Annotated in this window: 20 protein-coding genes; 13 read left to right on the top strand and 7 right to left on the bottom strand. The window is 54.5% G+C overall.

Annotated elements, in window-relative coordinates:
* Positions 1 to 111 precede the first annotated feature (111 nt).
* Positions 112 to 249 carry a hypothetical protein gene (locus ACH5Y9_RS18005; protein WP_445367054.1) on the top strand — a complete coding sequence of 46 codons (138 nt, stop codon included), beginning with the start codon at positions 112 to 114 and terminating at the stop codon, positions 247 to 249.
* Positions 250 to 381: 132 nt separating this feature from the next.
* Here ACH5Y9_RS18005 and ACH5Y9_RS18000 read toward each other — a convergent pair whose 3' ends face one another.
* Positions 382 to 1,128, bottom strand: a complete 747-nt coding sequence (locus ACH5Y9_RS18000) for a HesA/MoeB/ThiF family protein (RefSeq protein WP_445367053.1) — start codon at positions 1,126 to 1,128, stop codon at positions 382 to 384.
* A gap of 205 nt (positions 1,129 to 1,333) precedes the next feature.
* On the opposite strand from ACH5Y9_RS18000, the gene groES reads away from it, so the two are divergent.
* From groES to zwf, 4 genes are all read left to right on the top strand, one after another.
* Positions 1,334 to 1,621, top strand: coding sequence for a co-chaperone GroES (groES, locus tag ACH5Y9_RS17995; RefSeq protein WP_020484651.1), 288 nt, complete (start codon positions 1,334 to 1,336; stop codon positions 1,619 to 1,621).
* 56 nt (positions 1,622 to 1,677) lie between these two features.
* Positions 1,678 to 3,318 (top strand): chaperonin GroEL, encoded by a 1,641-nt coding sequence (groL, locus tag ACH5Y9_RS17990; protein ID WP_033156008.1) that lies wholly within the window; start codon positions 1,678 to 1,680, stop codon positions 3,316 to 3,318.
* Positions 3,319 to 3,494: 176 nt separating this feature from the next.
* Positions 3,495 to 4,241 (top strand): response regulator, encoded by a 747-nt coding sequence (locus tag ACH5Y9_RS17985; RefSeq protein ID WP_445367052.1) that lies wholly within the window; start codon positions 3,495 to 3,497, stop codon positions 4,239 to 4,241.
* Positions 4,242 to 4,368: 127 nt separating this feature from the next.
* Positions 4,369 to 5,859 (top strand): glucose-6-phosphate dehydrogenase, encoded by a 1,491-nt coding sequence (gene zwf / locus ACH5Y9_RS17980; RefSeq protein ID WP_445367051.1) that lies wholly within the window; start codon positions 4,369 to 4,371, stop codon positions 5,857 to 5,859.
* Between the two features lie 128 nt (positions 5,860 to 5,987).
* Here zwf and ACH5Y9_RS17975 read toward each other — a convergent pair whose 3' ends face one another.
* From ACH5Y9_RS17975 to ACH5Y9_RS17950, 6 genes are read right to left on the bottom strand one after another with little or no spacing between them, the layout of a single operon-like run.
* Complete coding sequence (locus tag ACH5Y9_RS17975; protein ID WP_445367050.1) at positions 5,988 to 6,878, bottom strand: DUF6671 family protein; 891 nt, start codon at positions 6,876 to 6,878, stop codon at positions 5,988 to 5,990.
* A 58-nt stretch (positions 6,879 to 6,936) separates the two neighbouring features.
* Complete coding sequence (locus tag ACH5Y9_RS17970; protein ID WP_445367049.1) at positions 6,937 to 7,572, bottom strand: MarC family protein; 636 nt, start codon at positions 7,570 to 7,572, stop codon at positions 6,937 to 6,939.
* Positions 7,573 to 7,604: 32 nt separating this feature from the next.
* Positions 7,605 to 8,927 carry a sulfate adenylyltransferase subunit 1 gene (locus tag ACH5Y9_RS17965; protein ID WP_445367048.1) on the bottom strand — a complete coding sequence of 441 codons (1,323 nt, stop codon included), beginning with the start codon at positions 8,925 to 8,927 and terminating at the stop codon, positions 7,605 to 7,607.
* Positions 8,927 to 9,862 carry a sulfate adenylyltransferase subunit CysD gene (gene cysD, locus ACH5Y9_RS17960; RefSeq protein ID WP_445367047.1) on the bottom strand — a complete coding sequence of 312 codons (936 nt, stop codon included), beginning with the start codon at positions 9,860 to 9,862 and terminating at the stop codon, positions 8,927 to 8,929. Before cysD ends, ACH5Y9_RS17965 begins: the two co-directional genes overlap by 1 nt.
* A 1-nt stretch (position 9,863) precedes the next feature.
* Entirely contained in the window at positions 9,864 to 12,446 is a 2,583-nt protein-coding gene (locus ACH5Y9_RS17955; RefSeq protein ID WP_445367046.1) for a YbcC family protein, read from the bottom strand.
* Positions 12,443 to 14,035, bottom strand: coding sequence for an NADH-quinone oxidoreductase subunit L (locus ACH5Y9_RS17950; RefSeq protein WP_445367045.1), 1,593 nt, complete (start codon positions 14,033 to 14,035; stop codon positions 12,443 to 12,445). The genes ACH5Y9_RS17955 and ACH5Y9_RS17950 overlap by 4 nt, the downstream gene beginning before the upstream one ends.
* 188 nt (positions 14,036 to 14,223) lie before the next feature.
* On the opposite strand from ACH5Y9_RS17950, the gene ACH5Y9_RS17945 reads away from it, so the two are divergent.
* From ACH5Y9_RS17945 to ACH5Y9_RS17910, 8 genes are all read left to right on the top strand, one after another.
* Positions 14,224 to 15,105 carry a LysR family transcriptional regulator gene (locus ACH5Y9_RS17945; protein WP_445367044.1) on the top strand — a complete coding sequence of 294 codons (882 nt, stop codon included), beginning with the start codon at positions 14,224 to 14,226 and terminating at the stop codon, positions 15,103 to 15,105.
* Between the two features lie 444 nt (positions 15,106 to 15,549).
* Complete coding sequence (locus ACH5Y9_RS17940) at positions 15,550 to 15,864, top strand: hypothetical protein (protein WP_033156012.1); 315 nt, start codon at positions 15,550 to 15,552, stop codon at positions 15,862 to 15,864.
* 276 nt (positions 15,865 to 16,140) lie between these two features.
* Positions 16,141 to 16,827: a molybdate ABC transporter permease subunit gene (modB, locus tag ACH5Y9_RS17935; RefSeq protein WP_101052047.1), complete on the top strand. Its 687-nt coding sequence runs from the start codon at positions 16,141 to 16,143 to the stop codon at positions 16,825 to 16,827.
* 11 nt (positions 16,828 to 16,838) lie between these two features.
* Positions 16,839 to 17,915: a molybdenum ABC transporter ATP-binding protein gene (modC, locus tag ACH5Y9_RS17930; protein ID WP_445369902.1), complete on the top strand. Its 1,077-nt coding sequence runs from the start codon at positions 16,839 to 16,841 to the stop codon at positions 17,913 to 17,915.
* A gap of 266 nt (positions 17,916 to 18,181) precedes the next feature.
* Entirely contained in the window at positions 18,182 to 20,218 is a 2,037-nt protein-coding gene (locus ACH5Y9_RS17925; protein WP_445367043.1) for a TonB-dependent receptor plug domain-containing protein, read from the top strand.
* Positions 20,219 to 20,245: 27 nt separating this feature from the next.
* Positions 20,246 to 21,340, top strand: a complete 1,095-nt coding sequence (locus tag ACH5Y9_RS17920) for a lipocalin family protein (protein ID WP_445367042.1) — start codon at positions 20,246 to 20,248, stop codon at positions 21,338 to 21,340.
* Between the two features lie 153 nt (positions 21,341 to 21,493).
* Entirely contained in the window at positions 21,494 to 22,159 is a 666-nt protein-coding gene (locus ACH5Y9_RS17915) for a YfiR family protein (RefSeq protein ID WP_319960351.1), read from the top strand.
* A 4-nt stretch (positions 22,160 to 22,163) separates the two neighbouring features.
* On the top strand, positions 22,164 to 25,196 hold the full coding sequence (locus ACH5Y9_RS17910) for a response regulator (RefSeq protein ID WP_445367041.1): 3,033 nt from the start codon (positions 22,164 to 22,166) through the stop codon (positions 25,194 to 25,196).
* The last annotated feature ends 2 nt before the right edge of the window (positions 25,197 to 25,198 follow it).

Below are 25,198 nucleotides of genomic sequence, written 5' to 3'. Positions count from 1 at the left end.
TGACAAAGAATACTTTGTGCTTGTTCCCTAAAAGGGATGGGGTTATAGTCCATGCCCGAGGTCTATGGCCTCATTCTAAATTAAAATAAAAACAAATAGTTGGAGGTATATATGGGCGGAGTTATCGAATTAGTGGTGTTGATGTTGATTATTGCCATCTTCGCTTTCGCACCGTTGGGGTATTTCATTTACATGTACACCATGAAGAATGGCGAACCGTTCGGCGACATCGAGACCGCACGGCGATAGCGATTCGGCGCTATTGAGAAATGTCAGCAAAGCCATTCTGATGGTTAAAGGCAAACTGGGAAAAAATTAATTACGTCTTATTTGCCAGCAATAGAAAGCCGGGATTAGCCCGGCTTTTTTGTGCGGATTAGCTTATTTCGCGCCGCAGCTCGGGCAATGTGGGTTTTTCTTCAAGCGCATGCTATGCCATTCCATACTCAGGCCGTCCAGCAACAGCAAGCGGCCTGTTAATGTGCTGCCGGTGTTGACTAGCAGCTTTATCGTTTCCAAGGCCTGTATGCTGCCGACGATGCCGGTGATCGGCGCAATCACGCCGTTGCGGGCGCAATTTTGCAATTCCTCGCCATCGCTTTGATAAAGACAGTTATAGCACGGGCTATCGTTTAACCCAGGGGTAAATACGCTGACTTGACCCTCAAAGCGGATCGCCGCGCCGGAAACCAGAGGGGTTTGCCGGTCGACACATGCCTTGTTAATGGCAAACCGGGTAGTGAAATTATCGCTGCAGTCCAGCACTACGTCGGCGTCAGCCACTTCTGCAAGTAGCTGTTCGCCGGCTAATCGCTGTTTGCGAGCCAATACTTTTACGCCCGGATTAATTTTTTCCAAAGTCTGTTGGGTTGAAATAACTTTATCCAACCCTATATCGCTGGTGTAGTGAGCAATCTGGCGTTGCAAATTGGTCAAATCGACTTGATCGTCGTCGTAGACGGTGATCTGGCCGACGCCGGCCGCAGCCAGGTACATTGAGGCAGGCGAGCCCAAACCGCCGGCACCGACGATTAATACTTTGGCTTCGAGAAGTTTTTGCTGACCGGCAATATCGATTTGCGGCAGCATGATTTGCCGGCTGTAACGGAGTAATTGTTCGTCGTTCATAGTGTGTATGGCTTGGGTAAGGCGCAGATGATGCCAAAGAGCTTGACAGAGTGCAAAAGCCGGATATTATTAGCACTCGTTGCTAGAGAGTGCTAATAAAACTGAGGCCGCTTAAAAGCTCGCTTCCTCCGTAAGGGGTAGCTGTTTTTTAAATTGCTTTACACAGTTTTTAACCTTTAACTTTATCTACATTAAGGAGACATTGATGAAAATTCGTCCGTTACATGACCGTATCGTCGTAAAACGTGTTGAGGAAGAAACCAAAACCGCAGGCGGCATCGTGTTGCCGGGTTCAGCTGCTGAAAAACCTAGCGAAGGCGAAGTGTTGGCAGTAGGTTCAGGTAAACCGTTAGACAACGGCCAAGTACGTGCCCTGGAAGTTAAAGTTGGCGACCGCGTGTTGTTCGGCAAATATTCCGGCACCGAAGTTAAAGTCGATGGCGAGCAATACATCGTCATGCGCGAAGAAGACATCATGGGTGTTTTGGGTTAAGCCCAATTCGTTCGACACACTCTTTTTCAATTTAACCAATATCTCAGGAATAAGAAATGGCAGCAAAAGACGTAAAATTTGGTGGCGACGCGCGTGCACTGATGGTGGCAGGCGTTAACGTTCTGGCAAATGCAGTAAAAGTGACTTTGGGTCCTAAAGGCCGCAACGCTGTATTGGATAAAAGCTTCGGCGCACCAACCATCACCAAAGACGGTGTATCGGTAGCCAAAGAAATCGAATTGAAAGACAAATTCGAAAACATGGGCGCGCAAATGGTCAAAGAAGTGGCTTCAAAAACTTCTGACGTAGCTGGCGACGGTACTACGACTGCGACCGTTCTGGCGCAAGCCATCGTTAACGAAGGTTTGAAATCAGTCGCAGCGGGCATGAACCCAATGGACCTGAAACGCGGTATCGATTTGGCAGTCACTACAGCGGTTGCAGCGATTGAAAAAGCCGCTACACCTTGCAGCGATAGCAAAGCGATCGCGCAAGTAGGTACCATCTCTGCTAACTCCGACGAATCAGTGGGTGCGATCATTGCCGAAGCGATGGAAAAAGTCGGTAAAGAAGGCGTAATTACGGTTGAAGAAGGCACTGGTCTGAACAACGAACTGGACGTTGTCGAAGGTATGCAGTTCGACCGTGGCTACTTGTCGCCGTACTTCATCAACAAGCAAGAAAGCATGAGCGTCGAATTGGACGATCCTTTCGTGCTGTTGTACGACAAAAAAATCTCCAACATTCGCGAAATGTTGCCGATTCTGGAAGGCGTGGCTAAATCCGGCCGCTCTTTATTGATCATCGCGGAAGACGTTGAAGGCGAAGCCTTGGCAACGCTGGTTGTCAACAACATGCGCGGTATCGTTAAAGTGGCTGCCGTTAAAGCGCCTGGTTTTGGTGACCGTCGTAAAGCCATGCTGGAAGACATCGCGGTGTTGACCGGCGGTGTAGTCATTTCCGAAGAAGTGGGTCTGTCTTTGGAAAAAGCCGACATCAGCCAATTGGGTACTGCTAAACGTGTCCAAATTAACAAAGAAAACACCACCATCATCGACGGTGCCGGCAACGAAGATCAAATCAAAGGCCGCGTTGCGCAAATTCGCGCGCAAGCTGATGATGCGACTTCCGATTACGACCGTGAGAAATTGCAAGAGCGTCTGGCCAAACTGGCTGGCGGTGTCGCGGTGATCAAAGTCGGCGCTGCGACCGAAGTGGAAATGAAAGAGAAGAAAGCCCGCGTTGAAGACGCGCTGCATTCAACTCGCGCCGCAGTTGAAGAGGGTGTGGTTGCCGGTGGTGGTACCGCGCTGATCCGTGCACTGTCTGCTCTGGACGGCCTGAAAGGCATCAACCATGACCAAGATGTAGGTATCAGCATCCTGCGTCGTGCTATGGAAGAGCCTTTGCGTCAAATCGTCAGCAACGCCGGAGACGAAGCGTCTGTGGTGCTGAACGAAGTTAAAAAAGGCACCGGTAACTTCGGTTACAACGCTGCTACCGGCGAATACGGCGACATGATCGCGATGGGTATTTTGGACCCTGCGAAAGTGACCCGTTCTGCCTTGCAAAACGCCGCATCGGTTGCTGGCCTGATGATCACCACCGAAGTGATGATTGCTGATGCACCATCCGACAGCAAAGCCCCTGCAATGCCTGATATGGGCGGCATGGGTGGCATGGGCGGCATGATGTAATCGCCTTCGGCCTCGGCCTGAAAACCCCGGTTGCCGCAAGGTGCCGGGGTTTTTTATTGCCTGGCGCTTTGGGTGTGGAACGGTTTACGATGGTTTGCCTCACTATAGATTGATTTTTGCCGCGAAACATTCGATAACGGCATCAGCAAATTATTCACAGCTCGAAGCTATTAACCATGACCAACGATTTTTCGATTCTGATCGCTGACGACAATGAAATCAATCTATGGCTGTTACGCGAACAGTTGGAATACTGGACGACCAATATCACCTCGGCAAAAGACGGGCGGGAGGCCTGGCAATTGTTGCAAGAACGCCGCTACGACTTCATCTTTCTGGATGTGAACATGCCGTTTTTGAGTGGTTTCGATGTCGCCGCCAATTTGCGCGGCACCGAAAACTACAATCGGCAAACGCCGGCAGTCGCCGTCACGGCACACGCGCAAAATCAGCAGCAGGAACGGGCAATCGCCGCCGGGTTCAACGAATGTTTGGTCAAGCCGGTTCGCCTTTACCAGTTGGAGCAATTGCTGGTGCGTTGGCGGCAACATGAGCCGGTGAACGCCGAGTATTATGCCGGGCAACTTTTGCGCAAAGCCCAGCATAACCGGCAGTTGAGCCAAGTCTTGATGGGCAAATTATTTGAGCAGTTGCCTGGATTAATACTCGACATCGAGCGGGCCTTGGACAATGGATTGCTGCAACAGGCGTGGGATTTGAACCATAAACTGCATGGCACCTTTTGTTTTTACGATTTTGCCGATTGCCTGGCGGTCGTCGAGAACTTGCAAAAAGCGTTGGCACAAGCCGACGCAGAGTTGGCGCAACAGCGCTTTAATACAATGAAAATTAAGCTGATTCGGCTGCTGGATAACCAGGATCAAGTTCTGAAGTGTCTCGGTGACGATGACGCCATATTATGACCAAGGTGACACTCGCGTGGCTCTAATTTGGCCGCTTTTATCTGCTGCGGCGCTTTGGCGTTCGACGCGCCCGCACAAATGATGCAAACTGCACCCTATATTGCAAAGTAAAGACAAGGTGGCTTTTATGAATACAGACCCCTGCACTTACGTCATTTTCGGTGCTACCGGCAATTTGGCGCGCTTGAAGCTGATGCCGGGCTTCTATCATCTGGAATTGGAAAAAAAACTGCCGGAAGGCACACGCATCCTGGCCGTGGGCCGCCGTCCCTGGGATAGAGCAACCTGGCTGGCCGAAGTGAAGGCCTTGCTACTTGAGCAGGCCAATACGCCGCTAGACGAGGCCGTATTCAATCGGTTTAGCGAACGGCTGGATTATCATCGCGGCGATCTTGATCAGCCGGAATGCTATAAAACCCTGGCGGAAACGCTAAACGCTCAGCCGCGATTTTCCCGCAATATGGCCTTCTATCTGGCCATCGGTCCCAGTGATTTCGGCAATGTTATCGAGTCCTTGAGCCAAGTGGAGCTGCTGAACGAAGAATACGGCTGGCGCCGCGTCGTCATCGAAAAGCCGTTTGGTTATGATCTGGAAAGCGCCCAAGCCCTGCAAAAACGCCTCAGCCGCTACTTAAGCGAAGACCAGATCTACCGCATCGATCATTACCTGGGCAAAGGCATGGTGCAGAACGTGTTGGTGTTTCGTTTTGCCAACGTCATGCTGGAACCCTTGTGGAATCGCAATTACATCGACCATGTGCAGATCACGCATTCCGAAGAACTGGGCATAGGTAGCCGCGGCGAGTATTACGATAGCGCCGGGGCGATGCGCGACATGCTGCAAAGCCATCTGTTACAGCTGTTAACCTTGGTGGCGATGGAGCCGCCGGTGTCCATGGACGCCGAATCGCTGCGCGACGAAAAAGTCAAAGTGCTGAAGTCCATTCGGCCGATCCCGAAATCGGCTGTGCATGCACATGCCTTTCGCGGCCAATATGCCCGCGGCAATATCGAAGGTCAAAAAGTGGGCGGTTACCTGGAGGAAGCCAATATTCCCGCTGACAGCAGTACCGAAACTTATGCGGCCATGAAATTGTTGATCGACAACTGGCGCTGGCGTGGCGTGCCGTTTTACTTGCGCACCGGCAAGCGCATGGCCAAGGGCCAATCCTCGATTTCGATCTGCTTTCGCCACCCGCCGTTTCAGTTTTTCCGGGATACCCATGTGCAGTGCATGACGCCGAACTGGATATTGCTGGGGATTCAGCCCGAAGAATGCATCCGCATCGAAATGACCGTTAAAGAGCCGGGTCTGGAAATGCGTACCCGCACTACCAGCCTGGATGCCAGCTTCCGCAATCCCGACGAACGCCGCGTGGATGCCTACGAAGATTTGTTATTGGATGTGATGAAGGGCGACCGTTCGCTATTTTTGCGTTTCGACGAAGTGGAATACGCCTGGCGCATCGTCGATCCCATTCTGCAAAATTGGGTGACCGAGCGGGACTATATCGCCACCTATCCGGCTGGTTCCTGGGGGCCGGAAGAAAGCCGCCGCTTGTTCGAGAAGGAAGACCAGTACTGGCGCAGTTCCTTGATGCCGGAGTGTCAGCCGTAATCGGTTTTTGGTTGCGTAACGCTGTTGCCTAGCCGCGTTTCACATATTAAGTACTGATTTGTTTGGAGAAATTGGTGCTTAATATGGATTAGCTTCTCAGGTTTTATTGAGCGGATTGATGATGTGCGTTATGGATTGCAGTAGTCGCAATTGCCCGCCGCAGCAAATTGTTCCTCTCGATCAATCAAAATTTGCTGCGTGCATCGCACACAAGCAATGATATCCGCGTTGGCTTGCTCAGTGGCTTGTCCGCAATCCTCGCAAGGTAAGCCGCGGACTACGCCAGATTTGGCAAAGCCGGGCGCGCCACAAGCGGGACAGAGCGAACTTAATTTTTCCACCAAAGCTGCGGCTGCGCGGCGAATGTTGAGCATACGTGTCGGATTGGCGAATGCGCGCATATCGGTTTCGATGAAAACTTTCCCGGTTAGGGATAAAGATAAAGCCCAATCCACGGCCTCCTGAAAAGCGTCCCAAGTCGACAAGTCCTTACGAAACTGCGGGTGATGTTCATCATCCGGTCGCACGATCAAATGGTGTTCGGGAAACCCCGCAGATTCGGCGAAGTGTTTCGCCTCTTTAAAGTCGGGGACGGTTTTGTGGGAAAAGTTGGTATGCCCGGATGCGGTCGCGATCACTTCTATACCCAAACCGTCGTCAATCCACAGCAACAACTCCAGATTATGCGGCAGCATGAACGAGACCGGGTCCGGCCCAAACGCCCCTTCACTCGCCAAACCTATCGACAGGCCGGAGAGTTGCATACCCATTCTTGCTTTGGCGCGCGCGGCGTCAAGCTGACTGCCAACGCGGGCGATGTCTCGGGTAAAGGTGCCAAATTGGTCAGTATCATAGTCATTGACATGCTGAATCCGACAGCCCAAACCGGTACCTAACACTTCGCGCAAGGGGGTTTCTTTACCATGTTGGGTCAGTAACGCTAGGCATTGCCCCCGATATACCGAAATATTAGCGCTTACTGTTTGGCTTAAATCATCTTTGTGTTCGGTTGTCGTCATAGGCTTGAGGGGTTAGATTGAGGCAACGCACTGTAATAGGATTTTCTATCGCGGGTATTCAGCCTCCCGCCAAGATAGGAAATAGCTCCGTGATGCCGCCGGCGATAAATTCGACGGCAGTAGAGGTCAATAACAAGCCCATCACCCGCGTCACCACGTTCATGCCGGTTTGACCCATCACGGCGATGATGCGCGGCGCTAGCAGCAGGATGAGTAGCACGATAACACTGACGGACACGATCACGCCGCTGAACAGCAGATAATGCGCCAAGGACAAGTCGCGATGGGCATAGACGATGGTGGTGCTGATGGCGCCCGGCCCCGCCAACAACGGAATCGCCAAGGGTACCACCGCGACCGAGGATTTTTCGTGCGATTCGGCGTCTTCTTCCGGTGTGTGCCGGGAACGATCATCGCTGACCCGCAACATCGATATGCCCATCAACAGCAGTAAGAGTCCCCCCGCGACCCGAAAGGCCGGCAAGCCGATGCCAAAGAAATTCAGGATAGGTTCGCCGGCCAACAGCGAAGTGAACAACACCATCGCCACGGCAAATGCGGCGGTTATTGCCGTTTGCCGGCGTTGCCCCCCTGATTTTGTCGCCGTCAACGACAGAAAAATCGGCATCGCACTGATCGGATTGACCACTGAAATCAAGCCGGCCAGCAGTTGCATATATTCGTTCCAATTCATTTGGGGGATTCCTGTTTTTAGAGCCTATCGCATTAAATAATCACGCCAGCCGCTACCGTGTGCAAAGACAGCGGATCAATGACGATGAAACTGCCGGTGGTGCGGTTATCGACGTAAGCATCGACCAACAGTGGCTGTTGCAATTTCAGTTTGACCCGCAGGATGTCGTTCATGACCGCCGTTTCCGGGGTGGCCTGGTGGTCCAGCGTGTTGATATCAACCCGGTAACTCAGCTCCTCGAAAAACGCATTCACTGTGCGGGTGGTATGTTTAATCAGGTACTTACCCCGTGCTTGTAGTGGCTGCTCGGACAGCCAGCAAATATCGGCAGTAAGTGTCTTCACAACCTGCGGCGGCTGCACTGGGCTGGACAGCATATCGCCGCGCGAAATATCAATTTCACTATCCAGAGACACCACCACTGCACGGTCTGCGCTGGCCACGGCCAATGCCTGTTCGGCCACATTCAAACGTGTGACACGCGCCCGCTGGCCGCTCGGCCACACCGCCACTTCATCGCCAATTTGCAGCTGTCCCGAAGCCAGCGTGCCTTGATAACCGCGAAACTCCGTGTCGCTCGCACCGTTGGCGGCATTACCCAGCATTACCCGCACCACCCGCTGCACCGGCAGTCTTAGCGGGTCCTGTTCGGCATCGCGTCGGGCCGGGACGGATTCCAAATATTCCAGCAAACTGGGGCCGTTATACCAAGGAATCGCCTCCGCGCGTGTCGCCACATTGGTGCCGTTTAATGCCGATAACGGAATGGCTTGCACGTGATGGCGACCCAAGGCACTGACGAAGGCGTTGAAGGTATCGACGATGCCCTGGTAAACCGCAGGTTGCCAATCCACCAAATCCATCTTGTTAACTGCCAGCACTAACTCGCGAATACCCAGTAAATGCGCCAAATAGGCATGGCGGCGGGTCTGGGTGGTGACGCCTTTCCTGGCGTCTACCAGCAAAATGGCCGAATCGGCACTGGAGGCGGCGGTGACCATATTGCGGGTATATTGCTCGTGGCCTGGCGCATCACCGATGATGAATTTCCGCCGCGCTGTGGCGAAATAGCGGTAGGCCACATCAATCGTAATGCCTTGTTCCCGCTCGGCGATCAGGCCATCGGTCAACAGCGACCAATCGATAGCCGCCAAGCCGCGTTTTTGCGAAGTGGCTTGAATGGATGCCAATTGATCGGCGGCGACGTTGCCGGTGTCGTACAACAAGCGACCGATCAGCGTGCTCTTGCCATCATCCACGCTGCCGGCGGTGATAAAGCGCAGCAGCCCAGAATTAACAGGTTGCTCTGTTTCGTCATATTCGCTTTCAAGTCTCACATAGTTAGGTGCGTTCATCAGAAATACCCCTCTTTTTTACGTTGTTCCATGGCCGCTTCGGAGGCGCGGTCGTCTAGGCGGGTAGCACCGCGTTCGGTCAGCAGGCATTGCGCGGTTTCGGCGATAATATCGGCGACGTTATTGGCTGACGACGCCACCGGAGCGGTGCAGGAAATATCACCGACGGTGCGGAAACGGCAGCTGATGGTTTCCACGGTATCGCCGGCTTGGGCCGGTGTCAGATGCGTCACCGGCACCAGAATGTCCCCACGTCGCACGACTTGCCGGGCATGGGCGAAGTAAAGCGCCGGCAGTTCGATGTCCTCGCGCTGGATGTATTGCCAGACGTCCAGTTCGGTCCAATTCGAGATCGGGAACACCCGCAGATGGTCGCCCAGCGCCACGCGGGTGTTGTACAAAGACCAAAGCTCCGGGCGCTGATTTTTGGGTTCCCATTGGCCGAATTCGTCGCGCACACTGACGATACGCTCCTTAGCTCGTGCTTTCTCTTCGTCGCGTCGAGCGCCGCCCAGGCAGGCATCGAAGCCAAACTCGGCGATCGCTTCCATCAAGGTTACCGACTGGTAGGCATTGCGCGATTCCAAAGGATGTCGCAAACGTACCGAGCCTTTGCGGATCGAATCCTCGACGCCGCGTACGTAAAGTTGGCAGTCATAACGCGCCGCCATTCGGTCGCGGTAGCCGATCACCTCGTTATAGTTATGACCTGTATCGATGTGCAGCAGCGCACAGCCTATGCGCTCCGGATGAAAGGCCTTGTAAGCTAAATGTAATAGCACCGCCGAATCCTTGCCGCCGGAAAACAGCAGCACCGGATTCCGACATTCGGCAATTACCTCGCGCAGGATGAACAGTGCCTCGGCTTCCAGTAAGTCCAGATGGTCCGTCGCGGCGTTTGCCTGGTTTAAGGGTTTGTTTGCTTGCCCGTTCATACTAAATCTCCTTGCCAAAATCGGTGACAGCTTGCCAATGCTGCGGCTTTAGATAGCGATAGCAGCGGTTGTCCAACGGATCGATGCGCGTCAGGTGTAACCAGTGGTTGTCGACCAATTGCCTAACTTCGGCGTGGTTTGCCAAGACGTGCTCGATCATCTCGGCCGGTGCCTCGATAACCACAGTCAAACGCACCGGCTCGTGGCGCAGGGTTTTACCGTCATGTAACGATTGCCAAGGCAAACCGCTGCGCAAATCGCCGCCGTTGCCTTCCAGAATGCCGATGGTGCCGACCACGTTGTGCAAGGCCTTGTTACCGCTGCCGAAGCGGCGGTTATCCACGGTCGAAGCGTAGTACTGCAGGTTGATCCAACTGGCCACCACCATCGGCGCGCTCATGATCAGACTCAAAATTGCCTTGTCCGCGTCTTGCCGGTAATCGTAGTTGTGCAGAAATACCCGGCCGTTCAACTCAAAGTGATACGTGCGCTGTCTGGGCGCTGCAATAAAAGCCGTATTCCCCGCCAAGCCCCATTCCGGACGAATCTGCGACCAATCGCGGCTGCGTTGGGTAATGGCTTTCAGCAGCGTAGCGGCATCGTGGCGGGCTAATCCCAAACCCGGCGCGCGCTCCTGGCGCGTCAGTAGTGAGGCCTGATCTAGCCAACGCTTTAACAGCAACAGGTCTTCGCTGAAGCAATGCGGAATTTGGTCAAGGTCGAACAGCCGTACTTCATCCGTGGTTGTGTCGTGCAAGCCGGCGACGAACCAGGTGTCTTTCGGGATCGTCAATCCCTGCGCGGCCAGGCCGGCACGGACCTCGCGATCATTCAACACCGCTGCCGCGACCCGGGCGTTGGCTTCGCCGCTATGCCCGCCGCAGGCGCCGCAATCGAGACCGGCGGCATACGGATTGTTGACGGTGGTACTGCCGTGTCCGCACAACAATACCAGGCGGGCAAAACCGTCGGTCAGACTCATGCCCATCAAAGCCTTGCGCGCCAATTCGACGCGGTCACCCAAAGCAATGCCGGTTTCGACCACCGGACCTTTGGCAATCAGACGGCCGCGCTGACGGGCAATGACCGGGCCGATGCGGTGGACGATGGCTTTGTCCAGGCCGGCGATACCTGGTTTTACCACCGGCCGGGTCAAACCCAGGCTGTCGCTGAGCAATTTGCCGGCGAAGCTCAGACCGGAAATTTCCACATATGAGAAGCAAGACACCGCGGAATTTTTAAAGCCCTTCCAAAGCCGGTTTAAACGCTTGCGCAGCCAGCGTTTTTCCAGGATCTCGCGTAGTTCGCCGACATCGGCATCAATGACGCTCTCCCGAATCCGGAATGCAGGCTTCAGCAGTACCGGACATTGCGGTTGGCCGTGATGATGCCCCAGCGCGATGTATTCGATGGGGAAACCGAAGAAACCGGCAAAGCCCAAGGTTTCTATCGTATTGGATTGCATCTCCAGGGAACGCCGATAAATCTCCGAACGCACGTCGATACAAAATACCGCCTGCAGGTTTTTCCGGTCGACATGGCCGGCACTTGTGGCCGCAATCCCGGACGCGAGTTTGTCGAACAGCGGCCGTTGCTTGGCCAATTCGTAGGCCCATTGCATGACATGACGTACTTCAAGCGCTAAGTTGGCTTGGCTACTTGATTGTGGCGCATCTTGCCAATGGCTCCGCCAGGTCAGTATTTCCTGCCGGCTTGCCAGCGCAGACAACAGCGCATAGTCATAGCTGAGGCGTATGGCCAGGAGTTGCAGCAAAGCATCTTGGCTTTGTTCTGGGCTGGTTTGCCAGTGTTTGTAACGTACCCACGCACTCCAGCCGGCGATAGTCAGCAATTGCCGATGGCAGACATCGTCCAGTCTGTCACCGGGCAAACCCATCGCGGTCAGGATTTGTGAGAGGGCTACGCTGGCTTGTTCCGGCAAGGCGCTGATCGTCTGCCGAAACGATGACAGGCCTGCCAATTCCGGTGTGCGATCAAAAGCCGCCGCCCGGCGCCACGCCGCATAAAGTGGCTGCCCGCGCCAAGGCATCCGCCACGCCGACTGGCCTTGATCGAAGTAAGCCGCGCACCATTTGGAAATTTCGTCGGTAATCAATAGCGACCACTGACTTCCGCGCAGGGCATCAAGATGCTCCGCCAGCGTGTAGCAGGGATTGCCCGGCAAAGCGGTATCCTGGCTGGGCAAATCCTGTAGGTCGAGTAGGCATTGCTTAAGGGGCAACTTGCTGCCGGTTAATTGCAATGCCTGGCTGATGTCCGCCTCTTGAATGTTCCCCAGCCGGTATTGCTCGGCATAGAAACTCGGCGGCATCAACATCTCGCCTTGGCCCATCCGCGTGCTGAATTCACAAGCATCAGCAAAGTCGCGCTCTCTTAGACCCAGAAACGGATTGACCGCGACGAACTGTTGCAGCGGCCACAGCGGGGCGATGCGGGTGCAGGCGCTTTCAACGGCGGCAAGTATATCCGGGGTCTGGTAGGAATACGTGCCATCGGCGACGCTGGCTATCTCGGCATCAGCGAATGCGTGCGGTGTTTTAAATGACAATACGGCTGAGTTCATGGCTGCATTCCTCCAGAGTGGCGATGGCTAAGACTGACGGGTTTTGACCCATACCGCTGAATCATGCGGTTGGCCAGGGTACTGATGTAAAAGCCGTTGTAGATGTGCACGTAGGCTGCTTGCCAAACCTTGGCAGCCGCCGGGCCGGGGTACTGAATCTGTAACATCAAAATGGTAAAAAAGCCCGCCAGAACGATGGCCAGCAATACGCTATCGAACAGGCTGTCTATCGGCATCTGGCCAGCGATGTCAGCGCGCAGTAAATGCAAGAAACCGGTTTGCAGGGCGAAATACAGCAAGCTCACCCCAGCGGCAACCATCAACGCTTTGCCGACTTGCGCGGGACCTGTTTGATGGGCCACGGCATTCCACAACAAATAGGTCAAAGCCATTTGCAAGATGGCGCCCAACAGCACAATGCCCGGTTCTTCCCTAAAGGTCAGATCGAACAGGTCGGCACTGCCAACCGTCAATGCCAAGGCTGCGATGAAGGCCAGCAGCAGTTCGCCCGGATGGCGATGGTCACGAGGTTCCGGCGCCCAGGCGGCCCTGGCAATGTCCACCACGCTGCCGCTGGATAAAAAGGCGTGGGCCTTGTACAAGGCGTGGGCGACGATGTGCAGCATCGCCGAGGAAAATGCGCCGAGTCCACATTGCAGCATCATGAAACCCATCTGGCCGACGGTGGAAAAGGCCAGCGATTTTTTGATACTGGTTTGGGTCAGCATCACCAATGAACCAAAAAGCGCGGTAATGGTGCCGATGACTGCCAGCAAGTGCAGTGCGACGGGCGCCTGCACCAGTATGTGGCTCATGCGTATCACTAGAAATCCGCCGGCGTTGATGATGCCGGCGTGCATCAGCGCCGATACGGGCGTTGGGGTTTCCATCACCTCCGGCAGCCAACTGTGAAATGGAAACTGCGCCGATTTGATCACAGCGCCAATCACCAGGGCAAAGGCTGCGGCGTTCAACAAGCCGGTGTCCGCAACCGGTTTGTCTGCAAGTGCGAACAATTCCCTGATTTCAAGGGTGCCGAAGACTTGATAAAGCCAAACCCCTGCCAAAATCAGCGCGCAATCGCCTAAGCGGCTGAAGACAAACTTCTTGCGCGCGGCGATACGCGCCCCCTGGCGTTCCGGATAAAACAACAATAATCTGTGCAAACACAGACTGGTGAGAATCCAGGCCAGCACAAATAATATGAAGTGGCCGGCGATGACTAGGGTCATCACTGCCGCGATAGTCCAGGCCAGCCACTTAAAAAAACGGCCCTGACCAGGATCGCCATCCAGGTAATGACGTGAATAGCGGATGACCACGGCGCCGATGAATGCCACCAGCATCAGCATCATGACCGAGAGCCTATCGATGTAGAACAAGTGTTCTGCGACACTAGCATGCCCTGAACCCTTATAGAACATGTTGACGCCGGCAAGCCCAACTGTCAGGACCGCGCCAATCGATAAAGATCCGGCAAGTTTGGCCATACGCTGCGGGTGATGATCCGCCCAGGCCGACGATGGGATTCCTGATAGAAACAACAGCAGCGGTGTCGATACTGCGGCGTAGGTAATCAATGATGTCATGACCGCAACTCCTGTCTGCTTAAAAATACAACGTTGTTTTGATGTTGTTCGGTGAATAAGATGGCTGAGCGGATGATGATGTTCATGAGAATCCCCGGAATGTTGACAGTGTTGTCATGCTAGCAACCGGCTATTGATTCATCCAATATATGTATTTAATGTAAACGTTCTTTTTTGTTAATGTGTAAATGGCCTCTTTGAACTATCACCATCTGCGTTATTTCTGGATGATCGCCAACGAAAACAATCTGACGCGGGCGGCTGAAAGGCTTCATGTGTCGCAGTCGGCGCTGAGTATTCAATTGCGTCAGCTCGAAGAGTCATTTGGGCAAAAGTTGTTCGAGCGTGAGGGCAAACGCCTGCAATTAACCGAAGCCGGGCGGATTGCCTTGGATTATGCCAACGCCATTTTTCGAGCTGGGGATGAATTGATCAGCTTGATGCATGGCCGTTCGGCGGGCGAACGGCAGTTATTGCGGATTGGTGCGGTGTCTACGCTGTCGCGTAATTTTCAACTGGAGTTGGTCCGCTCCTTGGTCCAGCGCAGCGATGTCGAACTGGTGTTGCATTCCGGCAGCCTGCGCGAATTACTGGCGCAAATGCACACCCATACCATCGATCTGGTGTTATCCAACCGGCCGGTACCACGCGATGCGCAAACCAATTGGCATTGCCATCTATTGGACGAACAGCCGGTCAGCCTGGTCGGTAAACCCTGCGTCGACAATCTGCCGTTTCAATTTCCGCAGGATCTGCATGGCAGACCACTGCTGTTACCGAGCATTGAAAGCGAAATCAGGGCCGCGTTCGACTTCTTGCTGGAACAAGCCGGCGTGAGGCCAATTGTGGTGGCCGAAGTCGATGACATGGCGATGCTGCGCTTGCTGGCGCGCGAATCGGGACATTTGACTCTGGTACCGCCGGTGGTTGTGCTGGATGAATTACGCCAAGGCCTGTTGGTGGAGCGCTACCGTATCGCGGATATTCGCGAGCGTTTTTATGCCATCACGCCGAGCCGGCGTTTCCCGAATGCTTTAGTCAAGGATTTACTGGCCAACGCATCTGAATGAAGGGTTTCGGAGGTTGATCAGGTTTCAACAACAAGCAGCAAGGCATGATGCAGAATGGACATGCGTGGTGAGGTTGCATGCCAATTTACCGAGGCACTGGCAATGCCTGAAGTGCTATAAGAAACCATTAAGCTACTAGCGGAATGTTTAGCCTTGGAACTAAGCGTAGTGATTGGGAAGGCATCGCCCCGTAAACACTTCTGCCATTGCATTGCTGACAATTTTTCTGAATGTCGCGGTCTTGTCGCATTCCTGTCTCAAAACAATACACTCAAACTGTGACACATCCCTGAAAGTCCTTGTGTTCCGCGGCTTGCGGGCGCTGAGTTCCATGGCATTGATATTGCTGCGGGTCAATTGAAAACCATTGGGATTTTCAAGAGGGCGTCAGGTGCGTGCCAAAGCCTGTCGCCGATTTTTTGGCAATGTCATTAAGGTGATGAGATGAGTGAAGTGATATGGGTCGGTTTGATTATGTTGATTGTGGCGGCCTGCGCATTCGCGCCCTTGGGTTGCATGCTGTCGGCTTATGCAAAGTCCGTTAAATCCAGCGGCGCTAGCAAAGCAGCGGGCGATGTCAGTGGTTCAGCGCCGGGACTGCCCGAGGATTCGGTCCTCAAGCGGCATTTTTTGACGCAATTGCAAAGCGAGATTGAGGCAACCTTGTTTCCGCGGCCAACCGATTCGATGCTGCAACGGCATTACGATGCCTTGGTGGCGGCCAAGCTGGAAAACCGTTTGCAGATTATTGGAAAGTAAGCCCTGGTTGTTAAGGTCGCCTTGATGTTCCTGAGGGTACTGAGCCTGTCGAAGGACGCACCAGCCTGGACTTCGACAAGCTCAGCCCGAACGGTATAGTCTTGATCAATAGGGCTTGATTGAGAATCAGCGCCTATTTCGCCGATACCCGTCATACCAGCAGTTTTTATAAAAGCCAATGCGTATTTTGCTGGCGTTCTACCCGTCCGATTAGCGAAAATAGACGGCAGATGTGTCGCCTAGTAGCGATTTTCCCGTCACTCAGACCAAGCCTGCATGCTAAACGCCGCCGATCTCGATACCTTGTTTTTGACCTTTCGCGTGGCCAGTCTGGCTACCTTACTCTTGCTATTACTGGGCACGCCGCTGGCTTGGAAGTTGGCGCGTAGCCGTTCGCGCTGGAAAGGCGTCATCAATAGCGTGGTGGCATTGCCGCTGGTGTTGCCGCCGACGGTATTGGGTTTTTACTTATTGGTGTTGATGGGGCCGGCTGGACTAGTGGGAAAATTTACCCAATGGCTGGGTATCGGCACTTTACCGTTCAGCTTTGGTGGTTTGGTGGTGGCGTCGGTGTTGTATTCGTTGCCGTTTGTGGTGCAGCCTTTGCAGAACGCCTTCGTGGCAATGGGCGATGCGCCGCTGGAAGCCGCCGCGACTTTGGGCGCCGGGCCGCTGGATCGATTTTTCAGCGTGGCGCTGCCTTTGGCGAAACCGGGATTTTTAACTGCCGGTGTGCTGGGTTTTACCCATACCGTCGGCGAATTCGGCGTGGTATTGATGGTGGGCGGCAATATTCCCGACAAAACCCGCGTGGTATCCGTGCAAATTTACAATCATGTCGAAGCCTTGGAATACGGTCAGGCGCATTGGCTGGCCGGTGGCTTGCTGATTTTCTCCTTCCTGGTGTTACTGCTGTTGTACAGCAGCCAACAAACCCAAACGCTGACGCAATCCTTGAAATGATTATGTCCCCAGTGCCCAGCATTCAGGCGCGCCTGCGCTTGGCGTATGACCAATTTGCTTTGGATGTCGATTTAAACCTGCCCGCCAGCGGCGTGACGGTGCTGTTCGGTCATTCCGGTTCCGGTAAGACCACCTTGTTGCGGTGCATCGCCGGCTTGGAACGGCCGACGCAGGGCTTTTTGAAAATCGGCGCAACGCTTTGGCAAGACAGTGAACACGATTTTTTCCTGCCCACCCATCGCCGTAATTTGGCCTATGTGTTTCAAGAAGCCAACCTGTTTCCGCATCTTTCGGTACGGGGTAATTTGGATTATGCCGTGCGGCGTTTGCGAACCAAAGATAGGCTGTTTTCCCTGGAGCAAGCGATTGAATTACTGGCGATAGGACCGTTGCTGGAGCGTTTGCCGGACCGCTTATCCGGCGGCGAACGGCAACGGGTAGCGATAGCCAGGGCCTTGGCCGCCAGTCCGGATGTGTTGTTGATGGATGAGCCGCTGGCCGCGCTGGATGAGCAACGCAAGCAGGACATCCTGCCTTACCTGACCGGCTTGCATCAGAATCTGCAAATCCCGATTCTGTACGTCACCCATTCCTTGCAAGAGGTCAATCAACTCGCAGACCATCTATTGGTGATGGCTGCCGGCAAAGCAGTAGCGTGCGGGCCGCTGGCGGAAACCCTGACTCGGCTGGACGGCCCCATGGCCTTGGACCGGCAAGCGGCCAGCGTCTGGCAGGGTAAATTGATTAACCACGAAGCCGAATATCATCTCAGCCATGCCGAATTCGCAGGCGGCAGCTTGAGTTTGCCGTATTTGGACATGCCGGTCGGTAGCCCGGTGAGAATCAGAATTTACGCCCGCGACGTCAGTATTACGCTGCAACCGCCGGAAGCCTCCAGCATCCTGAATATTCTGCCGGCCGGGGTGCTGGCGCTCAGCGAAATGGGGCAAGGCCAAACCGTCGTGCAACTGGCGGTCGGCGACGAGGTTTTATTGGCGCATATCACCCAAAAATCGGCGATGTTGTTAGATGTGCAGCCAGGTATGGCCGTCTACGTACAAATCAAGGGTACTTCCATAGTCCGGTAAGGATTACCACTCACTTTTACGGATCGGCTGCAAATTGCGCTGCCTTAGCGCCGAGCCGATTACTTGTCGCTGGTGCGCAATTCCGCCGCATGAAATGTGATAGCCCTCAAAAAACGCAATGAATTTGTCGATGTTGGCGCGTTGCGGACGCCTTATCGGCATTTAGCGACTATCTTGATAAACGGTTTGCCGGAGAAGGTATCGCTGGATGGATAGCCGACGGCACCCCGCGTCAAAATAGTTGTCACCTCAAAATAATAAAAAAAATGAAAGCAAAGATATGGCTTGATGGCCGGTATCAAATACAAGCGACGAATCGATTAAACCTGTTTCTGTTCGGTATGGCGCTTAACGTCAATATCTTCGGTAGCGCGGTAGCCGACAACGCGCCTGATATCGAAGCATTTTCCATCAACGAACTCATGCAAATGGAAGTGTCGTCGGCGTCCAGAAAGTCGCAGACCGTATCCGATACCGCGGCGGCGGCGTTCGTGATCAGTCAGGAAGACTTTCGCCGTTCCGGTGCCACCAGTATTCCCGATGCACTTCGCCTGGCGCCCGGCCTTGAGGTGGCGCAAATCAATGCCAGCGTCTGGGCGGTCACCGCGCGGGGCTTCAATAGCCGTTATGCCAATAAATTGCTGGTACTGATGGACGGTCGTAGCGTTTATACGCCGCTGTTTTCCGGGGTATTCTGGGATTTACAGGATACGCTGATGGAAGACATCGAGCGTATCGAGGTCATCCGCGGGCCTGGCGCGGTGATGTGGGGCGCCAACGCGGTAAACGGCGTGATCAATATCATTACGAAGAAGGCCAAGGACACCCAAGGCAATCTGTTTGTGGCGGGCGGCGGCAACCAGGAACGCGGCTTCGCCGGTTACCGGCACGGTGGTCGTATCGGCGACGACGGCAGTTATCGGGTGTATGCCAAAACCTTTGAGCGCGATACCTTTGTTAACGCAAGCGGAGAAAGGCTGCACGACGACTGGCGCTCGGTGCAGGGCGGTTTTCGTATCGACGACCGGATATCCAATGACAGCCGCTACACCGTGCAAGGCGATGTTTACCGCAAGACCATAGGTAATACCGTGGTACCGCAAACCGTGTTGCCGCCGTTTAACCGCGAGTTCAATTTCGACGACCATGCCGATGGCGCCAACCTGCTGGCGCGTTGGGAAGGCAATTTCAGCGACGGTTCTGAATTCATGCTGCAAGGCTATTATGACCGGGTCGCTTTCAGCGCCGCAGCGCTGTCCGACAGTCAAGATATGTTGGATATCGATTTTCAGCATCGCCTGCATCCCAATGCCGACCACGATTTGATGTGGGGCGCCAGTTACCGGTTTATTCACAGTACCACGGTCAATACCTCGGCCATCGCCTTTACGCCCAACAGCTTGGGTTACCACAACGGCAGCGTCTTCGTGCAGGACGACATCACGTTGATAGACAACACCCTGCGCTTGACGCTGGGTACCAAGTTGGAAGAAAGCCACTTTGGTAATACTCAAGTGCAGCCCAACGCCCGTTTAATGTGGACGCCGGACCAAGTGCATTCGGTATGGGCTTCGGTTTCTAGGGCGTCGCGGACACCGGCGCGCGGCGAAGCCCAGGCCAATGTGGGGCTGGGCGGTGTGCCGACCGGTTTGCCGGCGCCTTTCGATCAGATCCAGGTCATCGCGCAGCCCGACCCCAAGCTGCGCGCAGAAAAAATCTTTGCCGCCGAAATCGGTTACCGCACCCAGTGGACCGAAAAATTCTCCACCGACATTACCGCCTTCAGCAATCATTATTCCGACTTGGTGATGTTCCGCCGCGGCGAGTTGGTGGGGCTGACCCAGTCTTTGATCTGGAGTAACGCCCAGCAAGATTTCACCACACGCGGCATCGAGATTGCCAGCGAATGGCATGTGTTGGATTGGATGCGCTTCAGCGGCAATTACAGCCACCTGAAAATGGAAATCCCCCAGGACCCGCTCAATCCGGATATCGCCGGTCTGAGCCCACGGCATCGCGGCTCTTTGCGCTGGCAGATGGATTTGCCGGAAAAAATCAAGTTGGACTTTACCCTCAGGCATGTCGGCCGCTTGCATTCCAACAGCCAGGCCGTACCGGCCTACACCACCTTCGACGCCAGACTGGCTTACGAACCCTATAACGGTGTGGAGTTTGCCGTTATCGCCCAAAACCTGTTCTCGCCCAGCCATCCCGAATATAAGGATTCATCCGCACTGTCCTTGCCCAGTAGTGCTGTGGAAGTCCCGCGCTCGATCTACGGCAAACTCAGCTGGCGCTTTTGATTTTTCAACCCGTAAAGAGTATCGACCATGCGTAAGCTCTGGAAAAAATTGCCCTGGATTATTGCCGGGATTGTGTTGATTGTCGGCCTGCTGAAGCCGCCTTTATTGCCTTGGCTGTTGTTAGTATTAACCGTGCTCGCGTGTTTGTTCCTGCCACGCCGCGGGCTGATCGGCCCGGTCGAATTACCGGCCGACGATGCCTTTTTACCCAGCGAACAAGTGCAGTGGTGGTATTGGACCGGGCATTTATTCACCGACGACGGCCGCCGCTTCGGCTTCGAAATCGTGTTTTTCTCGTTCGACAGTTTGGTGATTTTTCGCGATCAGCTGGTGCAGGCGGCGGTGACCGATGTGAATGGTCAGCGATTTTCATTCGAAGAGTTCGTTGAATTCCATCTGCCCAAACGCATCCCCAACGGCTTTAACCTGACTTCCGGCGCCGACAATAAAGTCACGGCGGTTGGCGGCGACGGCCACGACCGCTTACACGCGCAAGTCGGCGACTATGTACTGGATCTGGATCTGGAACTGAACGCCAGCCAGCCTCCGGCTTTGCATTACGGCGGCGATCCCCATCCTTATCGTTTCGGCGGCTACACTTATTATTACTCGCGGCCGAAAATGGCGACTACCGGCACTATCAGTATCGGCGGCCAGACTTTTCAAGTCACCGGCAACAGCTGGTTCGACAGACAATACGGCGAACTCTATCAAGCCATTCTGCAGGGTTGGCAATGGTTTGCGATTGAACTCGATGACAACCGGCAAATCATGTTGTTCGACTTCAAGGGCAGCGACACGTCGGTCGAAAAATCCGGCTCGATTACCGATGCCCAAGGGCAAACCGTCACGCTGGCGGCACACGAATTTACGGTTACCGTGCTGGGCGAATGGGTCAGTCCGAATACCGGCTGTACCTATCCTTCCGGTTGGGAAGTCGAGGTGCGCGGCGAAAAATTTACCGTGCAGCCCTTGGTGCTGGACCAGGAATTACACGCGCAGCATACTTTTTGGGTGGGGCCTACATACTGGGAAGGTGCGTGTAGCGTAGCCGGTGCCGCCGCCGGAAATGCCTACGTAGAATTGAACGGTTTTTGCCGTTGCCCCGGACGAGGAGGTTAAACTATTCAATCATTCGACATCAAGCATAGAAACGTAAGCCGGTCCTTGACAAGACTACTGGGGTTTGCGTTTCTACTTTCACAAACTTGATTGCCGGCTTCCGCCAAACCACATTGTCGTAAAGCTACCCGGACGGTTCTTAACCAAAACCCGATGCAAAAAGGATCTCGCATACATTCCGAAATGGCCGGACAGAAACGTTTAGCTGACGCGATGGGCGTGATGCGGGGTATTGTCAAAAACTATCTGCGCCCGCGTTTTTTCGCGCCGCAATCCAGACGCTATCTGGCGCGCCAATGGGTTTTCGCCTGTCTTTGCCTAGTGGTGCCAGGCTGGCAGGTATTGCCGGCCGCCAGCCTGTCGGAGGCGCAGATCAAAGCCGCCTATCTCTACAATTTTGCCAAATTCGTGGAATGGCCCGCCGACGTATTGCCGCCTGGTGCGGACATTTTGTTGTGTGTGGTCGGCAATAGTGTGCTGGACAGCGAGTTGCAAGCCCTGGACGGGCGCAAGGCCGGCGAACGCATTTTGCGGTTTGTCCAACATAACAATACCGATCCCGACTTGACTACTTGCCATCTGTTGTTTCTCGGCAGCTCCGAGAAATCTCACTTTGTGGTGACCTTAAAAGCACTAGGCGATGCGCCGGTGCTGACCCTATCCGACATCGACGACTTTGCCGAAAAAGGCGGCGGTATCAGCTTGCTGTTTCGCGAAAACAAGGTGGTATTTGAAGTGAATCTGGAACCGATTCGTAACGCCCGGCTGCATTTGCCCGGCCAACTGTTGAATATTGCCGCCATTGTTTACGGGAGATAGTGTGATGCGCGTGTTGCCCAATTTTGCCGACTGGTCTCTGCGGCGCAAACTGGTGTCCATCATCATGTTCAGTTGTGCGGTATGCCTGTTCGTCAGTCTATCGGTGATGGTGGTTAGCTCGGTGGTGAGCCGCTATCGCATCGTATTGCACGAATTGTCCAGTTTGGCGGACGTGTTGGCCGAAAACGGCCAAGCCGCGTTGGTGTTTGCCGATAAATCCGAAGCCAGCCGTTTGCTGGAGTCGTTGAAAGACCGGCCGGAGCTGTATGCGGCCTGGATGGTGTCTGTCGATGGCAGCGTACTCGCTTCATGGAGCCGGGGAACGGCGAATATTGATGTACCCAGTGACTTTCGCCGGCCGTTCCGTGAACTGCGCACCAACTTCTGGAGCCGGCGCGCCGAGCTATTCACGCCGGTGATCAAAAATACCGAGTTGGTCGGTTATGTGTTGTTGCAAGCCGATTTCACCGCGCAATGGAACGATCAACTGGTCGATTTAGGCAAGAGTTTGGGGGCGGCGGGGCTGGCGCTGATATTGGTTTATCTGTTGGCAATCCGCTTGCAGCGCATCATTTCCAGGCCGATAGAGGAGTTGGCGACGGCCGCGCGGCTTATCGCCGAGGATAAAAATTACACTTTGCGGGTGACGCAGCGCGACCGAGACGAGATTGGCGATTTGGTGCAGGCGTTTAATACCATGTTGGGCGAGATCCAATTGCGCGATGAAACCCTTACCGGGCATCGGGACCGCCTGGAAGCCGAAGTGGCGCAGCGTACCGAAGAATTATTGCAAGCCAAAGACGAAGCGGAAGCGGCCTCGCGCTCCAAAGGTATGTTCCTGGCAAATATGAGTCATGAAATCCGCACACCGATGAACGCGATCATCGGTTTGTCGGATTTGGCCTTGAACAGCGATCTGTCGCCCAAGCTGCGCGATTATCTGCGGAAAATTCACACCTCATCGCTGGCCTTGCTGGGGATTACCAACGACATTCTCGATTATTCCAAGGTCGAAGCCGGCCGCATGGAATTGCAGGCCGAAGCGTTTAGTTTGGAGGATGTGCTGGAGAATGTGCTGAATCTGTTCATCGTCCGCGCCGAGGAAAAAGGCCTGGAACTGGTGCTGGAACTGGATTCCGCTTTGCCGCCGCGCCTGATTGGCGATGCGTTGCGCTTGGGGCAGATATTGAACAATCTGGTGGGCAATGCCGTGAAATTTACCGAGGCCGGGGAAATTCATATCAAAGTTTCCCAGTTGGCAAAAACCCACGGCTACTCCACTTTGAGTTTTTCGGTACGTGATACCGGTATCGGCATGTCTGCGGAGCAGCTCGAGCATTTGTTTCATGCCTTTACCCAGGCCGACGGTTCGATTACCCGCCGCTTCGGCGGCACCGGGCTGGGATTGACCATCAGCAAGCGGTTGGTGGAAATGATGGGCGGTAATTTAGCCGTGCAGAGCCAGCTTGGCGAAGGCAGCCTATTCGAGTTTACGCTGCTGCTGCCGTTTCCGTCCGAGCAGAAAGCCCGACAAATTCCCGGCCATCTGCAAAGCATGCGGGTGTTGATCGTCGATGATTTGGACATTTCCCGGCAGATGTTGCGCGATATTTTGCTGGCCTGGGGCTTTCAGGTCGAGGAAGCGGCATCCGGCGCACAAGCCTTGGAAGCGCTGCGCGCGGCCAACGACGCTGATCGGGACTTCGAATTGGTGTTGCTGGATTGGAAAATGCCCGGTCTGGATGGTGTGCAGGTCACCAGGGAGATTCGGGAGATGGTGCGCCGCACCGAAATCCGCAACGCCCCGGTGGTGATTATGGTGACTGCTTTCAGTCGTGAGAAATTGTTAAGTGCGGCCGGCGATGCGGTACCCGATGATATTTTGGTCAAGCCGGTGATGCCATCCACCTTGCTGGAAGCCTTGACGCGCTTGCAGGGCGGCAACCCCGAGCAAGGCAATGAACAAAGCCGGCCGCTGCTGGCGGGTATGGCCGCTTCGATACGCGGGGCGCGCATTTTGTTGGTGGAAGACAACGAGGTCAACCAAATGGTAGCCAGGGAATATCTGGAAAGCTCCGGCTTGCGCGTCACTGTAGTTAACAACGGCCGGGAAGGGGTGGAGGCGGTCAGGAAAAATCGTTACGACGCGGTGCTGATGGACTTACAAATGCCGGAGATGAGCGGTATCGAAGCGACCCGGCTGATCCGTCAGGATGCGCGGTTTGCCGATTTGCCCATCATTGCCATGACGGCAGCGGTGCAGGAGCGTGAGCGCAACGATTGTTACGCCGCCGGCATGAACGATCATATCGGCAAGCCGGTGTTGCCGCAGACTTTGATGGCGGCCCTGTTGCGCTGGATAAAGCCGTCCGAACGCAGTGTGGCGGTCGAGCCGGTGCTGCCGAAACCGGAGTCTATAGTCTCCGGCTTATCCAGGGAGCTGCCTGGATTCGATATGGGGTATATTCGGATTATGATTGGCGAGGATAGTCATAAATTGCAACTTTTGTTCGAGTGCTTTCGAGATAAATTTGCCGATACCATGCAACGCCTCAGAGCGTTGCATGGCGCCGGAAAAACCGAGCAGGCGGTTGATTTGCTGCACAATTTGAAGGGCGCAGCCGGCGTGCTTGGCGCTGTAGAACTGAGCCGGGCCGCGGCGAATCTGGAGGAAGCTTTGCATGTCGGTATGCCGTTTGACGCTAGCCTCGCCGCTTGCGAGGCCAGTCTGACGGCCACCCTGAACACGATTGCCGATTTCACCGCTATGGGTGCAGTTGCCGAGCTACTGAATCAAGCCGCCGATTGGTCGGCGGCAGACGAGTTGGCCGGCCAGTTGCGCGACTTGTTGGAAGGTAGCGATTTTGTCCCCAATGACTTGATCGAGCAATTGAAGGCCGCGCTACCTTGTCCGGAAACCCGGCTACTGATAAAAAAAATAGAAAAACAGGTTGGCAATATCGATTACGGTCAGGCTAAAGTGACCTTGGCGGAGTTGCTGGCCTTGATAGCGTCACAGCGACAAAACAGAGGATAGTC

It is taken from the genome of Methylomonas sp. BW4-1 (genome assembly GCF_052474385.1).
The sequence above is the reverse complement of the archived record's forward strand: the minus strand, read 5'-3'. Positions and strand labels throughout refer to the sequence as shown.

Bases quoted from the DNA above. Each gene is read 5' to 3' on its own strand.
- ACH5Y9_RS17915 (WP_319960351.1), top strand. From the start codon at position 21,494: ATGCAAAAAGGATCTCGCATACATTCCGAAATGGCCGGACAGAAACGT.
- cysD (WP_445367047.1), bottom strand. From the start codon at position 9,862: ATGAACGGGCAAGCAAACAAACCCTTAAACCAGGCAAACGCCGCGACG.
- ACH5Y9_RS17925 (WP_445367043.1), top strand. From the start codon at position 18,182: ATGAAAGCAAAGATATGGCTTGATGGCCGGTATCAAATACAAGCGACG.
- ACH5Y9_RS17940 (WP_033156012.1), top strand. From the start codon at position 15,550: ATGAGTGAAGTGATATGGGTCGGTTTGATTATGTTGATTGTGGCGGCC.
- ACH5Y9_RS17985 (WP_445367052.1), top strand. From the start codon at position 3,495: ATGACCAACGATTTTTCGATTCTGATCGCTGACGACAATGAAATCAAT.
- ACH5Y9_RS17975 (WP_445367050.1), bottom strand. From the start codon at position 6,878: ATGACGACAACCGAACACAAAGATGATTTAAGCCAAACAGTAAGCGCT.
- ACH5Y9_RS17945 (WP_445367044.1), top strand. From the start codon at position 14,224: ATGGCCTCTTTGAACTATCACCATCTGCGTTATTTCTGGATGATCGCC.
- ACH5Y9_RS18000 (WP_445367053.1), bottom strand. From the start codon at position 1,128: ATGAACGACGAACAATTACTCCGTTACAGCCGGCAAATCATGCTGCCG.
- ACH5Y9_RS17950 (WP_445367045.1), bottom strand. From the start codon at position 14,035: ATGACATCATTGATTACCTACGCCGCAGTATCGACACCGCTGCTGTTG.
- ACH5Y9_RS17920 (WP_445367042.1), top strand. From the start codon at position 20,246: ATGCGTAAGCTCTGGAAAAAATTGCCCTGGATTATTGCCGGGATTGTG.
- ACH5Y9_RS17965 (WP_445367048.1), bottom strand. From the start codon at position 8,927: ATGAACGCACCTAACTATGTGAGACTTGAAAGCGAATATGACGAAACA.
- ACH5Y9_RS17970 (WP_445367049.1), bottom strand. From the start codon at position 7,572: ATGAATTGGAACGAATATATGCAACTGCTGGCCGGCTTGATTTCAGTG.
- ACH5Y9_RS17910 (WP_445367041.1), top strand. From the start codon at position 22,164: ATGCGCGTGTTGCCCAATTTTGCCGACTGGTCTCTGCGGCGCAAACTG.
- groES (WP_020484651.1), top strand. From the start codon at position 1,334: ATGAAAATTCGTCCGTTACATGACCGTATCGTCGTAAAACGTGTTGAG.
- modB (WP_101052047.1), top strand. From the start codon at position 16,141: ATGCTAAACGCCGCCGATCTCGATACCTTGTTTTTGACCTTTCGCGTG.
- groL (WP_033156008.1), top strand. From the start codon at position 1,678: ATGGCAGCAAAAGACGTAAAATTTGGTGGCGACGCGCGTGCACTGATG.
- ACH5Y9_RS17955 (WP_445367046.1), bottom strand. From the start codon at position 12,446: ATGAACTCAGCCGTATTGTCATTTAAAACACCGCACGCATTCGCTGAT.
- zwf (WP_445367051.1), top strand. From the start codon at position 4,369: ATGAATACAGACCCCTGCACTTACGTCATTTTCGGTGCTACCGGCAAT.
- ACH5Y9_RS18005 (WP_445367054.1), top strand. From the start codon at position 112: ATGGGCGGAGTTATCGAATTAGTGGTGTTGATGTTGATTATTGCCATC.